This window comes from Gimesia algae (assembly GCF_007746795.1).
In the GTDB taxonomy this organism is placed as follows: domain Bacteria; phylum Planctomycetota; class Planctomycetia; order Planctomycetales; family Planctomycetaceae; genus Gimesia; species Gimesia algae.
In genome coordinates this window covers 726,888-743,515 of record NZ_CP036343.1, presented here as the reverse complement: position 1 = coordinate 743,515, position 16,628 = coordinate 726,888, and the positions used below count along the sequence as shown (strand labels likewise).

The 16,628-nt window shown below is 48.1% G+C and carries 14 protein-coding genes; 7 read left to right on the top strand and 7 right to left on the bottom strand.

Annotation, left to right across the window (positions count from 1 at the left end; translation table 11 throughout):
* Positions 1-52: 52 nt before the first annotated feature.
* The 3 genes from Pan161_RS02640 to Pan161_RS02630 form a co-directional block, all read right to left on the bottom strand.
* Complete coding sequence (locus Pan161_RS02640; protein WP_145224052.1) at positions 53-1,804, bottom strand: hypothetical protein; 1,752 nt, start codon at positions 1,802-1,804, stop codon at positions 53-55.
* A gap of 240 nt (positions 1,805-2,044) precedes the next feature.
* Positions 2,045-3,004, bottom strand: a complete 960-nt coding sequence (locus Pan161_RS02635) for a S1C family serine protease (RefSeq protein ID WP_145224051.1) — start codon at positions 3,002-3,004, stop codon at positions 2,045-2,047.
* Between the two features lie 73 nt (positions 3,005-3,077).
* Positions 3,078-4,190 carry a cytochrome c gene (locus Pan161_RS02630; protein WP_145224050.1) on the bottom strand — a complete coding sequence of 371 codons (1,113 nt, stop codon included), beginning with the start codon at positions 4,188-4,190 and terminating at the stop codon, positions 3,078-3,080.
* 555 nt (positions 4,191-4,745) lie between these two features.
* Between Pan161_RS02630 and Pan161_RS02625 the strand changes: the two genes are divergently transcribed.
* Positions 4,746-5,216, top strand: coding sequence for a hypothetical protein (locus tag Pan161_RS02625; RefSeq protein WP_145224049.1), 471 nt, complete (start codon positions 4,746-4,748; stop codon positions 5,214-5,216).
* Positions 5,217-5,335: 119 nt separating this feature from the next.
* Here Pan161_RS02625 and Pan161_RS02620 read toward each other — a convergent pair whose 3' ends face one another.
* On the bottom strand, positions 5,336-7,303 hold the full coding sequence (locus tag Pan161_RS02620; RefSeq protein WP_145224048.1) for a sodium:solute symporter family protein: 1,968 nt from the start codon (positions 7,301-7,303) through the stop codon (positions 5,336-5,338).
* A 171-nt stretch (positions 7,304-7,474) separates the two neighbouring features.
* On the opposite strand from Pan161_RS02620, the gene murD reads away from it, so the two are divergent.
* Positions 7,475-8,890, top strand: coding sequence for a UDP-N-acetylmuramoyl-L-alanine--D-glutamate ligase (murD, locus tag Pan161_RS02615; RefSeq protein ID WP_145224047.1), 1,416 nt, complete (start codon positions 7,475-7,477; stop codon positions 8,888-8,890).
* Positions 8,891-8,895: 5 nt separating this feature from the next.
* Here the strand turns inward: murD and epmB are convergent, their stop codons facing one another.
* Positions 8,896-9,903, bottom strand: coding sequence for an EF-P beta-lysylation protein EpmB (gene epmB, locus Pan161_RS02610; RefSeq protein ID WP_145224046.1), 1,008 nt, complete (start codon positions 9,901-9,903; stop codon positions 8,896-8,898).
* 192 nt (positions 9,904-10,095) lie between these two features.
* Here epmB and efp point away from each other — a divergent pair, with 192 nt between their 5' ends.
* The 3 genes from efp to miaB all read left to right on the top strand — a co-directional run bounded on the left by efp (position 10,096) and on the right by miaB (position 12,781).
* A complete protein-coding gene (gene efp / locus Pan161_RS02605) occupies positions 10,096-10,668 on the top strand; it encodes an elongation factor P (RefSeq protein WP_145224045.1) in 573 nt (190 codons plus the stop codon).
* A 270-nt stretch (positions 10,669-10,938) separates the two neighbouring features.
* Positions 10,939-11,157, top strand: coding sequence for a hypothetical protein (locus tag Pan161_RS02600; RefSeq protein WP_145224044.1), 219 nt, complete (start codon positions 10,939-10,941; stop codon positions 11,155-11,157).
* Between the two features lie 91 nt (positions 11,158-11,248).
* Positions 11,249-12,781 carry a tRNA (N6-isopentenyl adenosine(37)-C2)-methylthiotransferase MiaB gene (gene miaB / locus Pan161_RS02595; RefSeq protein WP_145224043.1) on the top strand — a complete coding sequence of 511 codons (1,533 nt, stop codon included), beginning with the start codon at positions 11,249-11,251 and terminating at the stop codon, positions 12,779-12,781.
* Positions 12,782-12,790: 9 nt separating this feature from the next.
* On the opposite strand, the gene Pan161_RS02590 is transcribed toward miaB, so the two are convergent.
* Positions 12,791-13,690 carry a TIGR01777 family oxidoreductase gene (locus tag Pan161_RS02590; RefSeq protein ID WP_145224042.1) on the bottom strand — a complete coding sequence of 300 codons (900 nt, stop codon included), beginning with the start codon at positions 13,688-13,690 and terminating at the stop codon, positions 12,791-12,793.
* 117 nt (positions 13,691-13,807) lie between these two features.
* On the opposite strand from Pan161_RS02590, the gene Pan161_RS02585 reads away from it, so the two are divergent.
* Together Pan161_RS02585 and Pan161_RS02580 are read left to right on the top strand one after the other, a co-directional pair.
* Positions 13,808-14,500, top strand: coding sequence for a phospholipase D-like domain-containing protein (locus Pan161_RS02585; protein ID WP_145224041.1), 693 nt, complete (start codon positions 13,808-13,810; stop codon positions 14,498-14,500).
* A gap of 59 nt (positions 14,501-14,559) precedes the next feature.
* Entirely contained in the window at positions 14,560-15,945 is a 1,386-nt protein-coding gene (locus Pan161_RS02580; RefSeq protein WP_145224040.1) for a sulfatase family protein, read from the top strand.
* 106 nt (positions 15,946-16,051) lie between these two features.
* Here the strand turns inward: Pan161_RS02580 and Pan161_RS02575 are convergent, their stop codons facing one another.
* Entirely contained in the window at positions 16,052-16,573 is a 522-nt protein-coding gene (locus tag Pan161_RS02575) for a leucine-rich repeat domain-containing protein (RefSeq protein WP_145224039.1), read from the bottom strand.
* Positions 16,574-16,628: the final 55 nt, after the last annotated feature.

Genomic DNA, 16,628 nt, shown 5'->3' with positions numbered 1-16,628 from the left:
CCGGCGAGGCAGCTCACCGGGTTTTCGTAAAGAATTCATCGACGTCAGTAACTTACTTCGATTTCCTGACTGAGAAAGTCGAGGTAAAGAATCCCTGATCATCGGGAATCGTATAGCCACCGGTAATAGGAAGATACTTCTGGAAGAAACTGTATGGGGGCAGTTTTGACATATCAATTCCTTCAATATCAATCGCTGCGTCATTCTTCTTGATGAAGTTATAAACGGCATGTACCTGGGCATCTGCATTCTGATAGGTGATCATGGACGTTTTTTCAGGGAAGTTTTCCGCGATGAGTTTGTAGTTTGCATCATTAAGGAGCGCCCCTGCACCACGGTCTTTTCTCAGGATACCTTCAATCTGCTGTACATCGTTTGAGATAAACAGCTGATTTTCTGCGATGCAGAAGGCTGCTGAAGTGGGAGAGTTAATGACCGCGCCGGGAATTTCATACAGTGTCGTTCCCTGGAATTCGCGTGCCTGACCGGGAAAGTCATCACGGGTGGTCAGCGACGCGATAATTTTCTGGAAGGCGTCTGAATTCTTCAGCCCCAATGCCACAGTGAACTGACCTGATAATTTTGTCAGATCCAGTTGCTCTCCCTCTTCAATCTGGGTAGCAACCTGAATACGTCCACTAAGATTATCGATAATATCTTTTTTGATGTGAATTTTGGGACCATCCGGATTATCTGCCATCGAATCGATTACAGCGGCCATTGCACCAGGTCGGCCCTGAAAACCATCAAACAGAGTTTCGATCGAATCATAAGCTCCAATGATACTCCAGTTGATCGAGTAGTATGAGGAGACTTTGTCTGAGACCCAGATGGGGGGCTGCTGAGCCACAGCGGGGCATTTAAACATTTCGATAATACCGGATGTCGGCATCTCCACATAAGTGAATGTTTTGGAGATGGCATCGAATTCTTTGGTCGCCATGAAGCTGGCTCCCCCTACGGCTTTCAGGTTGGTAATTCCCAACGCAGGCAGAAAACCCTGGACCATTCCAATTTGAGGATTGACGCGACTGGCGACACCCAGAATAGACTGCAGAGCGCCAATCGGGTTCAGGTACCATTGAGCGACTGCGGGAGCCTGCGGATCAGTGCACTTACTTTGAATGTACTGATACTCTTTTTTCGCAGCCAAAGAGCGTTGATCCTGACCATCCCAGTTGGCGAGAACTGCTTCCAGGATTTTATCATCATTGGAAGCAACAAAGGTTTTATCTTTAAGGAAGTAAGAGAACTGCTTGGCGAGGGGAACTTTCACAGGCTCGTCGTCAGCGTTTTCTGCTTCAAAGGAATAGATGACAATTTTAGTACCAGAGATACTGCGGATGGAACGGCGTGCGCCTTCCTTATCCATTACCTCAGCCGTTTTTTCCAGAATTTTTTCCAGGACCTCGCCGCTCTCACCATACTCCAGCGATGCCAGTCCACCAAATTTACCTTCGCTGCTTTTAACGAAAGCAAGACAGAACTCGCCGCTGGGAATGCTCAGAACATTACTAAGTCCCAGTTTGGTTTCATCCTCAAACTTTTTTGAGTATTTTTCCACCAGTTTTACCAGGTCATCACGCATTCCTGCAAAAGCGGGATCACGGATCATTTCAGCCATCGAAGTCTCAGCCCACTTTTCTTCCATGACTTCGACGTCCGGGATGGAAAAGTAAAACAACGAATCTTCTGGCAGTCTCTGTGCTGCGGAAACACGATCTTGCGCAAAACTGTCCTGGGCAGTCAGCAGGAACATCGCCTGCATGAACATGATGGTGAGTAACAAAAGTGGCTTTCTCATGGGAGCCTTCATTCTTTCTCTTTCAGAGGGGATATTAAGGGAACCTCACGCTAGATCCGACTTTATGGCCCTGTCTTAGACTTTGACGCGTGACGAAAATCATACTGTTTATTTGTAGCAATTCTTCTTTTTCTGACAACCCCAACCTGAGTATCATCCTGGTCAGGCTCAAAAACGGTTTTCGGTATCACTGTGTGGGAAATACCATAAAACTGAGACGCTGGTTGCAACTTTCTTGATTTACTTTTCAGAAACCGGAGTTTTTCTGCGAGGTGCATCAAAATAGCGATACCCCGTGTTGGGACTGGTTTTATCGAAGGCAAATGCATCCCGGTTATCAAGAAAATGTTTGACGTAGGTGATGGGGATCGCAAATCCCAGTCCTTCTCCCAGAATCAGCTTCATATTCGTGACGCCGATGACTTCACCCCGGGAGTTAAACAGGGGACCACCACTGTTACCAGGATTGATCTGAGTGGTCGTCTGAATATACACGATACCCTGCCTATTACGATTGCGCGTACTCACGATTCCGCGGGAAACCGAGCGTTCCAGGCCCAGCGGATTACCAATCGCAAAGACTTCCTCCCCTTCTCGCTGTTGATCATTTTCTGCAAGATAGACGGTTCGAAATGTAAAATCTTTCTGTTGCGGAATTCTGAGAAGTGCCAGATCAAAAAAGGGGTTTAATGCGAGAATTTCCACATCCTTGATCTGTCGTCTCTGGAATTCCCCATTGGCTGTCCGGTGAAAAATAGTAACAGCAATCCGGGTTTCTTTTTCAACGACATGATAGTTGGTGACACAATATCCCCGCTCATTGATAATAAAACCGGATCCGAGACCACTGGGGGTTTGAACGAGTGTCACTGCCTCCCCATAAAGCCGCGCCAGTTCCTTAATGCTTTTGATCGGCAGTTCGGCTACCGAGTAAATTTTGTCCTTACTTTTAGAAACCGGTGTTTTACTATCAGCAGTTTTTTCCGATTTACTACGAGATCGGATCTGTTCCAGCGGGATCCTCAGCACTTCAAATCCGATATCAACCAGAAGGTAATCGTTGCTCTGCTTGAGTACATCGCCTTCGATTTTGTGACCACTGACCAGCTCAATCCAGTCTGCTTCTGCAGTACTGACAAAGCCAGGAAACGTCAATGAAATAGAGAGCAGTAGTCCGAGGTGACATAAGTTGCGAATCATTCCGTCGATTTCCCCTATTAACTGTGGTGTGCTGGTTTTTGATGTGGATCGAAAGCTTTGATTTCAGGAAATACTACTCTTTATATTCACTGTGACACTCAGTGCAGGCCTTGTAGACACGGGTTAAGCCCTTGTCAAATTCGGGGAAGTTATCGGCTTTCGCTGCTTCTACCATCTGCAGGCTGGCCTCCTGCATAGGATTTGCATGTCCCAGAAACCCGTTGTCGTCGACATATCCATAGCCTTCCGTCGTGATGACTTTGGCAATGGCTGCCAGTAAATGTGCCTCTTCAATGACTTTTTCTTTTTCCGATTTTAAAGCATCAGCATTGCCAACATTGGACTTCAGCCATTTGGAAGCAATATCAATCCGCTTCATCAGGTCCCCCATTGAGGCGACATCACTGAATGGTTTTTTATCTTCAGAATCGGGAACCCCAGCGGGCAAGCTGCCATTCATAATTACAATCATCTGCTCGTACGGAATCTGGATATCCCGGTATGATTTGGCACCCCGCATTAACTGCTTCGACGAAATCCCTGCTGACAGATCACGCAGGTATTTCGCATTTTTTTTCCAGCCAATATCGTCCGGATGCTCTGATGCGATTCCGGCAAGCGCTGCCAAAGTAGAAGTAAACGTGGGCAGCTCCAGATAAGTCGTGTTATAAGTTCCGACGGACTGCATATTCTTGGTCAGGCGATTTCGAATATCCTTGACCAGCGAATCCAGAACTGGCATGGGAATGATCGTTTTCCAGTCAGCTCCACCTGATGCAGCAGCAGGAGTATCAGGTGTTTTCATTTCCGTTGCAGGAGAGCGATTCGTCGGAGTTGCTGCGACAGAATTCCCTGGCAGCGCGACCGGGGTGACTGACTGCTGGTTCCCTGCGACAGCCAGTGGATTATCAAACCAGACATCGTAAGGAATGCCATCGATCATTTTACGACCGTCATTCAGCTCTGCTTCTTTTTTAACGGGTGTCGTTTTGGCAGGTGTAGTCTGTGTGTTTTGCGCGACCTGCGGAGGGGGCGTAACCGGTGCAGGAGTTGTCGGTTGGGTTGTGACGGGAGCAGGTTCACTTCCGCCACAACCTGTTAAGATCACGGATGATAGTGCGCCACAAATCATTGCAAGCGTGTTATAGAACGGTTTCCCGTACCACCGGAAGGCCGGTCTGTTCATGGATGTCTCCCTCAAGTCCTTGAAATTAAACCAATTAGATTATGTGTTATCTGAGCACGGCTTGCAACTGCATCCCGGAAGGATTGTAAAATCTTATTACGATTTGTACATGTTTGGCAATTCAGATTATCCCTTTTTCAAATATCCCACGTGTCGATATCAAAACAGGATCAGACCGAATTCAAGCTGAGACAGATAATTTTCAATTGCCTGTGAAACTGTTCCGGTCAGTGAGACAGGGGTTGTCTGGTTGATTACGCAAATAATTGCTGGCCAACCCTTGTCATCTCAAACTCCACTTATTATCTCTGATCATTATCAGGTACGTAACTGATACCGGTTTTTCACCTGCTTTGCTGATTAATTGGCGACTCGTATTGATAGTAGAGTATAATTTGACTGGTGAGCAACCGAGAACGAACTGACTATTCACCTGCTTGATCGCATGCATTCTGGAGAATGACTACAAGCACGTTGTCGGGGGAAACAACATTGATTTTTATCAATCAGCTGCCTTAATGGAGTTCACCAAGGTAGCAAAAGGAGTATTCAGAGATGAACAAGATTGTTTGTTACACGTTAGGCATGATTGCCTTGACCGTTTCAACTTCAACAGCGCAAGCTCAGGGTCCTGTATTTAATCTGGGACAAGGGTTATTGGTGGGCCAGACGACTGCATTACCGCCGTCAGTTGGTCCTGTACCCATGCCTGAGTTGGCACCGCAACCGTATGAACACCATGTTGCTTCACAAGAGATTCCCGTATTTGATTGTGTCAAATACAAACGTCCTCGCAACATCGCTCCCTGTTCGAATCCAAAACTTGTATTGATTGTTGATCCATGTGCACCCAAACACAGCTGTTGCGAACCAGGATGTGTGGCTGTGGAAATTTGTGCTCCCACTTGTGCCTGCGAATGCGTTCGCTGCACTAAAGACGGACGACGCAAGATTTTTGATTACGGGAAATACAGCGTGGTTGTCGAATCACGCCGTGGAAAAGTCACCGTGACTTACCGCAGCTAATGAAATAAAGTAGTAGCTTCATCACAATATTTAACAGCCGGAAACAGTTATGTTTTCGGCTGTTTTTTTACGCAGATTTGGGATGGCCTCAATCCGGTTTGGCACAAACGGCAGCAGGTTCAGGCCACTTTAGCCAGGAATTGTGTCAGAAAGATGATCGCAGCAACCGCCCCCCATGCCAGAGCAAACCCGGCCAGATCCTGAAATGTAGGATAGGGGATTTCAATATCTTTCGAGTTGGGAAACAGCTTTTTACCCATGGGTTCCGGCTCTGCTGGCAGCGTACAGGGGGCATCGATGACTTCATTGAGTCTCACCGGCGTATGCATCAGCTTATAGAAATGGTCCAGCTTTTCCTGTGATTGGCGTGGTGTCAGGAAGCTTACAAGAATACCACTGAGAATTGCCAGACTCATGAAGGAGAACATCTGCCAGACATCTTTCATTTCTGTTGCGGATTTAAACATGCTCTCCGGCAGCAGTCCTGAGTTATATAAGGTGTCTGCATGAAACGCGACGACGGACCAGACCACGATTCCCGTGATCGTTGAGACCCAGACAGATATCACATTCCAGCGTCGCCAGACAATGCCAAACCAGAGGCTGATACCGATACAGGCCGGCGTTTTTACAATGATTTTCAAGGCATCGATAATATCTGTAAACGTAGTTTGCAGGATCAGCGCCATGATCACAATCACCAGCCCTGCCACGCGCCCTACCCAAAGGTAATGCCGCTGGGACTTATTTTTGGCGATACATTTTCGGTAGATATTTTCCGTAAATAAACCACTGGAAATAATCATCTGGGCATCACTGGTACTCATCACTGCCGCCAGCAGGGATGCCAGCAGCAGCCCGATCAGACCGGGGGCAATGCGTGGCAGAATATCATGTGCCGCCATGCCAAAGAGCTTGTCTGCAAAGTTCTTATCGGTGGTCTCTACTTTCGCTTTTTCCTCGTCAGAAAGCTGATCGTATTCAGGACTGGCTCGCAGCATGAGAGACTGATAAACCGCCTGGTCGGCTGGATCAGGTGATGTTTTCAGCGGACTGTTATCGCCCATATACCAGACAATGCAGGCCAGTCCGGTAAACGTCCAGGCGACCGTACAGAATCGTTTCAGGAAATTACCGACAGTGAATCCGAAGCGGCCTTCATATTCGGTCTTCCCTGCCCCACAGACACCCATAATATGAGGTTGAATTACAATTCCGGCCAGAGCAGTAATTGATAGCATACAGACGTAAAACGGGGTGATCGGTTCTCCCATCGTGGCAGCCAGTTCGGGACTGACCGTCAGATCCAGCATGCCTTTCTTGAGATCCGACTGCTGATGGAGCATTCCAAACCCGCCGATCTCGAAAAACACAAACGGCAGTAGCAGGAATGAAAACACGATGGTCAAAATCCCCTGGATAAAGTCAGTGATAATGGCGGCTCCCAGGCCACCCGCCATACCATAAATTACAAACATGACAGTCACGGCCAGAATCGCAAATTCATAACCCTGTAACCGACGTTCTGTGATGTGAAATGTCTTTTCAGTGGTATCCCATTCTGCAGCCGGAACCATGATATTAGCTTCAACGGAAAGCCGGTCCAACTCATTGCCTGTTAATGCATCGACCATCTTTCCCGTGCCAAACAGGCCGCCGGCGATAAAAGTAATCGAAATGGCAATCCCGTAAAATGAATACATGACCGCAGTCGGCCCGTTGAAGCGGGTCTCAAAGAAATCCGCCGTCGTCAGGGCACGCATGCGGCGCATGAGTGGCGCGACAATCCAGTAAAACGGGGTGGCCCATAACCAGAGAAACTGCCACCAGATGCCCGCCAGTCCTGCCCGCCAGGTACCAGCGACGACACTGATGGCCTGTTCGCTGCTCGTTCCCGAGCCAAAGGCGAAGAACATCATGAAGACCTTCCCGAAACGGCGGCCCCCCATGAAGAAGTCTGCCATGTCTTTGACCCTTTTGACAGACCAGAGACCAATGGCAAGAATGACAACAAAGTAAAGAGCCAGTATGATCCAGTCGGCTGTGTGCAGTCCTAACCAGACATTCTTTTCGGCAGCAAGCAACATTGGCTGACCCTCAAATTGAACTGTGGATTCATAAATTTTGTTTCGAAATCAGACTACCGCGGATTCATGAAATATGCAAACCTACTGATGCCAGCGCAATTTCCAGTTACGACTCTCACGTAATTTCAGCAGAGATTTTTCAGACCAGTGCCAAGAGCATAACCATATTCCATGAGCATTTTGCCCTATTTTATTCAGAACAATGACCTGGCCGGGAAGGATGTTACCGTACTCGGTCTCGGGAAATTTGGAGGCGGTGTGGCAACCGTCCGATTTCTAGCTGAAAGAGGGGCACGGGTTACTGTCATTGATGCCAAATCAGCTCAGGCACTACAGGATTCCTTGCAAAAGTTGGAAGACTGTCCGGAAGTGACCTTCCAACTGGGAGACCAGTCTCCTGAATTAACTGACATCGATTTGCTGGTCGTGAACCCGGCGATTCCTCCCGGTCATGCCCTGTTAAGGAATGCCACTCAACAACGGATTCCAGTCAGCAGTGAGATTGAACTGTTCTGGCAGCTTAATCCGGGACGCGTCATCGGGGTCACCGGGAGCAATGGAAAATCCACAACGACTGCCATGATCTACAATCTGTTGCAAGCCGCCGGCCAGCGCTGCTGGCTGGGTGGGAATATTGGCATCAGTCTGTTGCCCGAACTGGAGCAGATTCAGTCCGAAGACTGGGTGGTGCTGGAATTGAGTAGTTTTCAGCTGGAAGCACTTAACCGTATCCAGGTCAGCCCGCAAATTGCCGTCGTCACAAACTTCAGCCCCAATCATCTCGACTGGCATCAGGCGCTGACGCATTATCGTCAAGCCAAACAGACGATCATGCGCTGGCAGAATGAAACGGATGTGGCAGTTCTCAATCAGGATGATCTGGAATTGCAAACCTGGCAGACTCCTGGAGACATCTTCTATTTTGGTACACACGCTGAACTCGCCCCTGATCTGTTTGTCGATCAGGATCAATTTCAGTTCAAAGATCAAAAGCTAGCACTTTCGCCCGAGTTGGAAGTACCCGGTTCTCACAATCGATGGAATGCAGCAGCAGCAATACTGGCGTGTCGGGCAGCGGGTATAGCTGACCATGCACTGAAACAGGGACTCGAGTCGTTCACCGGATTACCACATCGCCTTGAATTTCTCGGCGAATTTCAGCAGCGAAAATTTTACAATGATTCCCTGGCGACGACCCCGGAATCAGTCATCTGTGCCCTGGAAGCTTTTCACAATAACCCAGTGATCCTGCTGGCTGGTGGCTCAAATAAACAGGTGGACCTGACAAAATTTGTCGAAAAACTACTGACAGGTACCAAAGCGACCGCTCTGATGGGCCAAACAGGTAAGCTCATGCATGAGCTTCTGCAGGAAAGACAGGACGCAATTCAAGAGTCTGAACTTGCAGTAATGTCACTGCCTCAGACTTCTTTTGAAGCCGCTTTTGACTGGGCGTTTCAACAATCGGCTCCAGGGGATGTGATTTTGCTCTCACCTGGCTGTGCCAGCTATGACTGGTTTTCCAGCTTCGTAGAACGCGGCGAGCGCTTTACTGCCTTGTTCCGGCAACTTTCTGACGGCGTCTGATTGAGCTACCCCAGAAGCGAAGTTTTATGGGGTTCACCAGGAATCTCACGGACATACTGAGGCACCGCGTAGCCTGGCAGACGGGTGCGCAGTTCCTCAATCAGTTTCCGTCCGTGCTCTTCCAGGACCTCAAAGTGGGCTGCACCTGTCACACGATCCAATTGATGCAGGTAATACGGAATGACGCCCAGATTGACCAGCTTTTCCGATAATGCAATCAAAGTCTCAGTGGTATCATTAATTCCCTTCAATAATACAGACTGATTCAGAACCGGGATGCCTGCCTGCAGCATCTGTTTGATTGCGAATTCTACATCAGCGGCAATTTCATTCGGATGATTCACATGAATCACCATCCAGGGCATCGTGCCCTGCTCTGACAGACGTTGTAACATTTCCAGCAAACCAGCATGAATTCGATCGGGCAATACAACAGGCAGACGGCTATGGATCCGGAGTCGTTTCACATGTGGAATTACAGCGATCCGCTCACAGAGCGCATTCAGGCGGATATCGGTGAGTAAGAGGGGATCCCCACCGCTCAAAATGATTTCCTGAATGGTCGAATCAGCCTGCAGGGACTGCCAGACCGGTTCCCATTCCGCCAATGTGCGTGGTTCATCGCCGTAGGGGTAATGTCTGCGGAAACAATAGCGGCAGTGGATCGCACAGGCACCGCTGACCATCAATAATGCCCTGCCATGGTATTTCTGCAGGATTCCCGACGTGGATCTGACTTTTAAATCACCAACAGCATCTGTCTCAAACCCCGGGACATCCGTGTTTTCCAGTTCAACAGGCAGAATTTGTTTCAAGAGCGGATCGTCGAGATTACCGGGTTCAATTCGATTCAGATAACTGACTGGAACCATGACGGGGAACAAATGCGCACCGCTGCGGGCCGGTTCCAGCAGCTCTTGCGGCAAATTCAGTCTGGAAATAAGTTCCCGTGGATCACGGATCGCCTGGGACAGCGATTTTTGCCAGGTCGTTTCTGAAAGCGATATTGCCATTATAAAATTGGTAATCCAGTAAGTGATCTCATCGTTCCGGAGAGGAACCGGGTATTATCAGGCAGAAAAAATTGAAAGACATTTCGGCTACTCTTCGTTTGCAACGGTTCGAAGATATGTTATTCTCTCGCCCTTGGAAACAAAACTCAAATGACCTTTTCACAACACTTTTATTGTCAGAGAAATTAAGCGATGCCACAAATCAGTACAGGCGATTTTCGCAAGGGTGTCAAAGTGATCGTCGACGGTGATCCTTATGAAATGATTGAAGTCAACTTTGTCAAGCCGGGCAAAGGACAGGCCCTGTACCGTACGAAACTGCGGAATCTGCTCAAAGGCACGATCCTTGACCGGACTTATAAAAGTGGTGGAGAAAGTCTGGAACAGGCCGATATCCGGAAAGGTGACGGACAGTACCTGTATAAAGACGCAACAGGTCTGCACTTTATGGATAATGAATCCTTCGAACAATATACAATTGGCGAGTCGGTATGTGGAAATGCAGCGGACTACCTGCTGGATGGTGCCATCTGCAACCTGCTGTTCTGGAATGATCAGTTGATTGGCATGGATCCGCCTCAACAGGTCGTGGTGGAAGTCACTTATACAGAACCCGCTGCCAAAGGGAATACCGCCACAAATGTGACCAAACCCGCCACAATTGAAACGGGCGCCACGGTACAGGTTCCCGCTTTCATCAATGTCGGCGAAAAAATCAAAGTGGATACCGCAACCGGTTCCTATATTGAACGAATTCGCGACTGAGAATCGATCAGTTCAGACGGTAAATTCAGAGGTTTGGACCTGAATGGTGAAGGAAAGCCCCAAAACAGACCCGAAATGCTTAGATTTTATGATTCTTTTGCGCAGGTTTCATGAATCAGGCATAAATGATATTGAATTATTCACTAGCGTCGCCAAAAATAGATGAATCATCTTCGTATCAGTAACTGAGCGAAGAGTTTATGGGAGTGATGAAGTAGAGTCTCACGGAATTCGCACTGAACGCCACCATGGATCTCAAGGAGGATTGACATGGATGTCTGGAATCTGGTTTTGTATGTCGTCGCATCTCTATTAGCTTTGAAGTCGCTGGCTTCCCTGATGACGCATCATAAGAAAGTGGTTGTCCAGCAACTGGCGATTGAATATACCCAGGAACTCTCTCAATCAGGGAATCTGGCAACCGAAAACAATCCGTCCGAGCAGCAGACGGAACGGAACTCTGCCGATCAAAAAGCTTCCGCAGCTTAACTACTGGCGTCGCTGTTTCAGTACACGCCAGTAATTTTGTTTACGGCACGAACATTGACCCATTCATTTAAAACAGTAGTAAAAGCAGTCCATGTCTCACGTTGATCAAACCACTGAATCAAATTCCGAACACACACCGGCTGAAACAGCTGAAAGCCAGGTAGAGGTGGTGACGGATCACAACCACAAGCTTTATATTGAAACTGTTGGCTGCCAGATGAATATGCTGGATAGCGAACTGGTCGTAGCCGATCTGCGGAAACGTGGCTATGAACTGACACAGAATGTGAAAGAGGCAGAAACCATTCTGTTTAATACCTGCAGTGTCCGGGAGCATGCGGAGCATAAAATTTATAGTTCCTTAGGCAGGTTGCGCTACGGCGCCCGGAAAAACCCCAAAAAAGTGATCGGGGTCATGGGCTGTATGGCACAGAAAGATCAGAAGCTGATTTTTCAAAAAGCCCCCCAGGTCGATTTCGTAGTCGGGACCGGCCAGCTGGCGCAGGTTTCCAGTCTGATCGACAAAGCACGCGTGAATCACAGTCAGAATGTGCGCAGCCGTGAACTGGCGGTGGGTCTGGGCCGCAAGGATGGAAAGCTCGCGGAAATCACTAACAGTTTTCAAAGTTATGATCCGTTGCGCGATCCTGAGATGCGTCCCTCGCCTTATCAGGCATTTGTGCGGATCATGATCGGTTGTGACAAATTCTGTTCTTACTGCGTCGTGCCTTCGACCCGCGGCCCCGAACAGAGTCGTTCTCCACGCGAAATTCTATCGGAAGTGAATGTTCTCGCTGATCAGGGAGTCAAAGAAGTCACACTGCTCGGTCAAACCGTCAACAGTTATAAACATACACAGGATGGTAAACTGTATCGCCTCTCTGATCTGTTGTACCAGATCCACGATGTGGAAGGGATCAATCGCATCAAGTTTGTTACCAGCTATCCCAAAGACATGACCACCGACCTGCTGGAGGCCATTCGGGATCTTCCCAAAGCCACCCGTTATCTGCACGTTCCCCTGCAGCACGGTTGCAATGATGTCCTGAAAGTCATGAAACGGGGTTACACGGTAGAAGATTACCGGGAGATGATGCAGCGTGTCAACGAGATTCTCCCCGGTTGCTCTGTCTCCAGTGATTTCATTGTAGGCCATCCCGGTGAAACCGAAGAATCACATCAACTCAGTCTGGAATCGATTCGCGAGTTTCGTTTCAAGAACAGTTTCATTTTCAAATACAGCGAACGTCCGGGTACGAAAGCCGCAGAGCGGTTCAAAGATGAAATTCCTGATGAAGTCAAAAAACGCCGCAACAATGAAATGCTGGCGGTGCAGAACCAGATCAGTGAAGAAGATAATGCGGAGTTCATTGGCAAACAGGTCGAAGTCCTGGTCGAAGGTCCCAGCAAGTCAGCTCAGAAAGCGATTGAAGAATCGCTGGCAGAGCAACTGGTTGGTCGGTCCAACTGTGATCGCATTGTGGTCTTTGATGGCAACCCACGATTAGCAGGCTCCCTGACCCGTGTGGAAATCTTCGATGTAACTCCTACGACTCTGATTGGCGGGATTGTCACGAAAGAATTCCAGCACAATCCCGGTTCTTCACTGCCGATCCTGCAGTAAATCTACACATCACAGCAGGCCGCGAAATGCATCTTCCAGTTTAGGGTAAGTGAATTCATAACCAGTTGCCTGCAGTTTGTGAGGAGTGACACGTGCACTGCACAACATCAGCGCCTGCCCCATTTCTCCAAAGATCGTTTTAATAGCCCAGGCCGGAACGGGCAGGCACGTCGGACGCGAGAGGACTTTTCCCAGCGTTTTAGTAAATTCCAGATTGGTGACTTCATCGGGGGCCACAAAATTAACAGGCCCCTCAATCTCGGAATGCTGAAGGCAGAACAGAATTGCATTCACAACATCCGGTAAAGCAATCCAGCTCCAATACTGTGAGCCACTTCCCAGTTTACCCCCAACGCCACATTTGAATGGCGTCAGCATTTGCGCCAAAGCGCCCCCCTGCTTGTCCAGTATCATCCCAAAACGCGTATTGACAACACGAATCCCCGCATCTCTGGCAGGCTGAGTCGCTGTTTCCCAGCCTTCACAGACATCGGCCAGAAAACCGTTTCCGCGTTCACTGTTTTCATCGAGACGTTCATCACCACGATCTCCATAGTAACCGATCGCGGAAGCACAGATAAAGATTGAGGGAGGCTGATCGAGTTGGGCCATGGAATTTGCCAGCAGACTGGTTGACTGCACACGACTGTTATAGATGCTCTGCTTTATTTCTGGTGACCAGCGTTTGTTCGCGATATTCACGCCGCCCAGATGAATTACTGCATCGACTCCTGCAAAGAGACTCAAATCCATGCCGTCGCTGGTGGGTTGCCACAAGACGGTCGTCTCCTGCTTTTCTGAAGATTGCTTTCGAACCAGTCGCACCGTTTCATATGCAGGGTCAGAATCCAGCTTCTGACATAAGTTAGAACCGACGAGTCCGGAGCTGCCTGAAATCAACAGTTTCATGCGAGTGTCTTTTCCATAAAGTATGTTCACGCTAGTATAAATTGAAGCAGATTGCATATGTAATCGCAATCTGCCATTTCGTTAATCCTTCATAAACATTATAGGCAGCTACCTGAAATGGATCGCTCACAAATTCGGAATATGTTACTGCAGACGTTTGAAGATTTTCAGATGACACGCAGTGAACGTACTGCTTTAAGTCAGATATTTTCGCATATCAGCCTCACAGAGCATAATCTATCTTTGGTTCGCAATGAAGCGTTTCAGATCTTTCGTGAAAATAAACCGGCAGGAGTTTCCGATACACAGGCACTTTCCTGGCTGGAAGATCTGATGAAAATCCTGGCCAATGCCAACACAATTGAAACCACTCTCAGCTCGGAAGCATTATTCAGCCCGCATGACGACTGCTCGCATCGAATCTGCAGGCTGATTGCTTCTGCTCGTAAGAAATTAGACATTTGCGTTTTTACAATTACAGATGATCGAGTCACAGAATCCATACTCGATGCACACGCGCGACAGGTTCAAATCAGAATCGTTACCGATAACGATAAATCCTTTGATCGAGGCTCTGACATTGAACGACTGGAAAGATCAGGCATCCCTGTAAGAATTGACCAGACAGAATATCACATGCATCATAAATTTGCCCTGTTTGATTCCGAGTCTGTTTTAACGGGCAGCTATAACTGGACACGCAGCGCTTCTCGAAATAATTCAGAAAACCTGGTGATCACTAATGATCCTAAACTGCTGGTACGTTTTGAATCCGAATTTGAAAAACTATGGAATGACTTCAATGTATAAGATCGATTAAATCAATGATCGAATTCCTGGTTCTACTTAATCAGAAAGTATTACGGACGATGAAAAAAACAATCCTGTTACGAGCCACGTTAATCATTCTGTTGACACTGTATTCACACTTAATTACACGGGAAACCAGTGCGCAACAGACACGCCCTAATGTTCTGGTGATTCTGGTGGATGATCTGGGTTATGGAGATTTAAGCAGTTACGGTGCCACCGATTTAAAATCGCCACATATTGACGGATTACTAAACCGGGGTATGAAATTCACCAGTTTTTATGCAAACTGCCCCGTCTGTTCTCCCACACGGGCCGCTTTATTAACCGGACAATACCAGGATATGGTGGGAATCCCGGGAGTAATTCGCACACATCCTGAAAACAGCTGGGGATATCTCAAACCATCTGCAGTCACACTGGCTGATGTCTTTCATCAAGCGGGATATCAGACGTCAATCATAGGTAAGTGGCACCTGGGGCTGGAATCGCCGAATACACCTACCGAACGGGGGTTTGATCTCTTTCGTGGTTTTCTGGGTGATATGATGGACGATTACTATCTACATCGTCGGCACAATGTGAACTATATGCGACGGAATCAGGAAACAGTCGATCCCCAGGGGCACGCGACTGATCTGTTTACTGACTGGACCTGTGAGTATTTAAAGCAGCAGTCAAAGAATGAAAGTCCCTTCTTTCTATATCTCGCGTATAACGCTCCACACACTCCCATCCAGCCTCCCCAGGAATGGCTGGAAAAAATCAAACAACGGGAGACGGGGATCGATCCCGGCCGGGCAAAGCTGGTGGCATTGATTGAACATCTGGACGCAGGAATCGGGAAAGTCGTTCAGACCCTGGATGAAACCGGTCTGAGTGAGAACACTCTGATTGTTTTCAGTTCCGATAACGGCGGTCAATTGAGTGTGGGAGCCAATAACGGAGCCTTGCGTGATGGCAAACAGAGTATGTACGAAGGCGGATTAAAAGTTCCCACGGGTGTGGTCTGGAAAAATCACATTGCGCCCCACTCAGACACGGATTTTATGGCAATGAGTATGGACATTTTTCCCACGGTTTGTGAAGCAAGTGGTCTCACTGTACCTGCGGGTTTAGATGCCGTCAGTTTTCTACCCACCCTGCAAGGCAAACAGCAGAAGCCGTTACGAACACACTGGTTTTTCCGACGACGAGAAGGGGGAACTCGTTATGGAGGGAAAACGATTGAAGCGGTGCGCAGTGGGCAATGGAAACTTCTACAGAACAGTCCGTTTGAGCCGCTGGAACTGTATGATCTGAAGGCTGATCCTCTGGAACAGAAAAATCTGGCCGAGAGTAACCGGAAAAAATTCAATCAGCTCTCGGTATTATTAAGAGCAGAAATCCAGCGGTATGGCACTGTCCCGTGGCAAAAACCACTCACGCCGTATTCAAAAGATTAGACGCTGTCCCATTATTATAGCGTCTCGCAGGCATTTGGACCGAGTGTAATAGATTGAGAGACGCTAAGGTTAAATGTGATGCGATCGAGAACTTTCTGCATCACGATTATTTATAGATCGTGCATCCCTTTAGATTTGATTTCAGGTCCTCAAGTGTTTGAGGTTTAGCTGCGGTTCCATACAGGAAGATTTTTCGTAATTTCGGGAATCGGGTCAACTGGCTGATCGCCTTGTCGGTAACGGGCGTATAGGCGATTTCGAGTGATTGTAATTTCGGTAAATCAGTGATCAGGGTCAGTCCTTCATCGGTCAGGTTCGTGCGATGCAGATTCAGTGATTCGAGATAACGGAGATTGGACAGTTTTCCCAGCTCAATATTTTTTAATTTTGCATTGGTCAGGTCAATTTTTCGGATCGCAAAATTTCCTTCGGGAATTTTGGCAGGAGTTTCGATCGGAAGTTCACTGTGTACTGGAATCACGGTTCCACCCAGTTTGAGCACATATTCCGTGGCTTCTTTACTGTTCGGGTCATGTGTTTTACCACAACCCACAGCCAGGCTACAGACAATGGATAGAACAACCAGCAGACTGGGAATTGTTTTGGACGGTCTGAGAATGGGTTGCATGCTGATACCTGAATATCCAAGGGCCAGGCTTTCAGAGAAAACAGTGACTGGATTC

Coding starts and splice junctions, on each gene's coding strand:
- murD (WP_145224047.1), top strand. CDS start 7,475: ATGAGCATTTTGCCCTATTTTATTCAGAACAATGACCTGGCCGGGAAG.
- Pan161_RS02635 (WP_145224051.1), bottom strand. CDS start 3,004: ATGATTCGCAACTTATGTCACCTCGGACTACTGCTCTCTATTTCATTG.
- Pan161_RS02590 (WP_145224042.1), bottom strand. CDS start 13,690: ATGAAACTGTTGATTTCAGGCAGCTCCGGACTCGTCGGTTCTAACTTA.
- Pan161_RS02620 (WP_145224048.1), bottom strand. CDS start 7,303: ATGTTGCTTGCTGCCGAAAAGAATGTCTGGTTAGGACTGCACACAGCC.
- Pan161_RS02640 (WP_145224052.1), bottom strand. CDS start 1,804: ATGAGAAAGCCACTTTTGTTACTCACCATCATGTTCATGCAGGCGATG.
- Pan161_RS02600 (WP_145224044.1), top strand. CDS start 10,939: ATGGATGTCTGGAATCTGGTTTTGTATGTCGTCGCATCTCTATTAGCT.
- Pan161_RS02585 (WP_145224041.1), top strand. CDS start 13,808: ATGGATCGCTCACAAATTCGGAATATGTTACTGCAGACGTTTGAAGAT.
- epmB (WP_145224046.1), bottom strand. CDS start 9,903: ATGGCAATATCGCTTTCAGAAACGACCTGGCAAAAATCGCTGTCCCAG.
- Pan161_RS02630 (WP_145224050.1), bottom strand. CDS start 4,190: ATGAACAGACCGGCCTTCCGGTGGTACGGGAAACCGTTCTATAACACG.
- Pan161_RS02625 (WP_145224049.1), top strand. CDS start 4,746: ATGAACAAGATTGTTTGTTACACGTTAGGCATGATTGCCTTGACCGTT.
- miaB (WP_145224043.1), top strand. CDS start 11,249: ATGTCTCACGTTGATCAAACCACTGAATCAAATTCCGAACACACACCG.
- Pan161_RS02575 (WP_145224039.1), bottom strand. CDS start 16,573: ATGCAACCCATTCTCAGACCGTCCAAAACAATTCCCAGTCTGCTGGTT.
- Pan161_RS02580 (WP_145224040.1), top strand. CDS start 14,560: ATGAAAAAAACAATCCTGTTACGAGCCACGTTAATCATTCTGTTGACA.
- efp (WP_145224045.1), top strand. CDS start 10,096: ATGCCACAAATCAGTACAGGCGATTTTCGCAAGGGTGTCAAAGTGATC.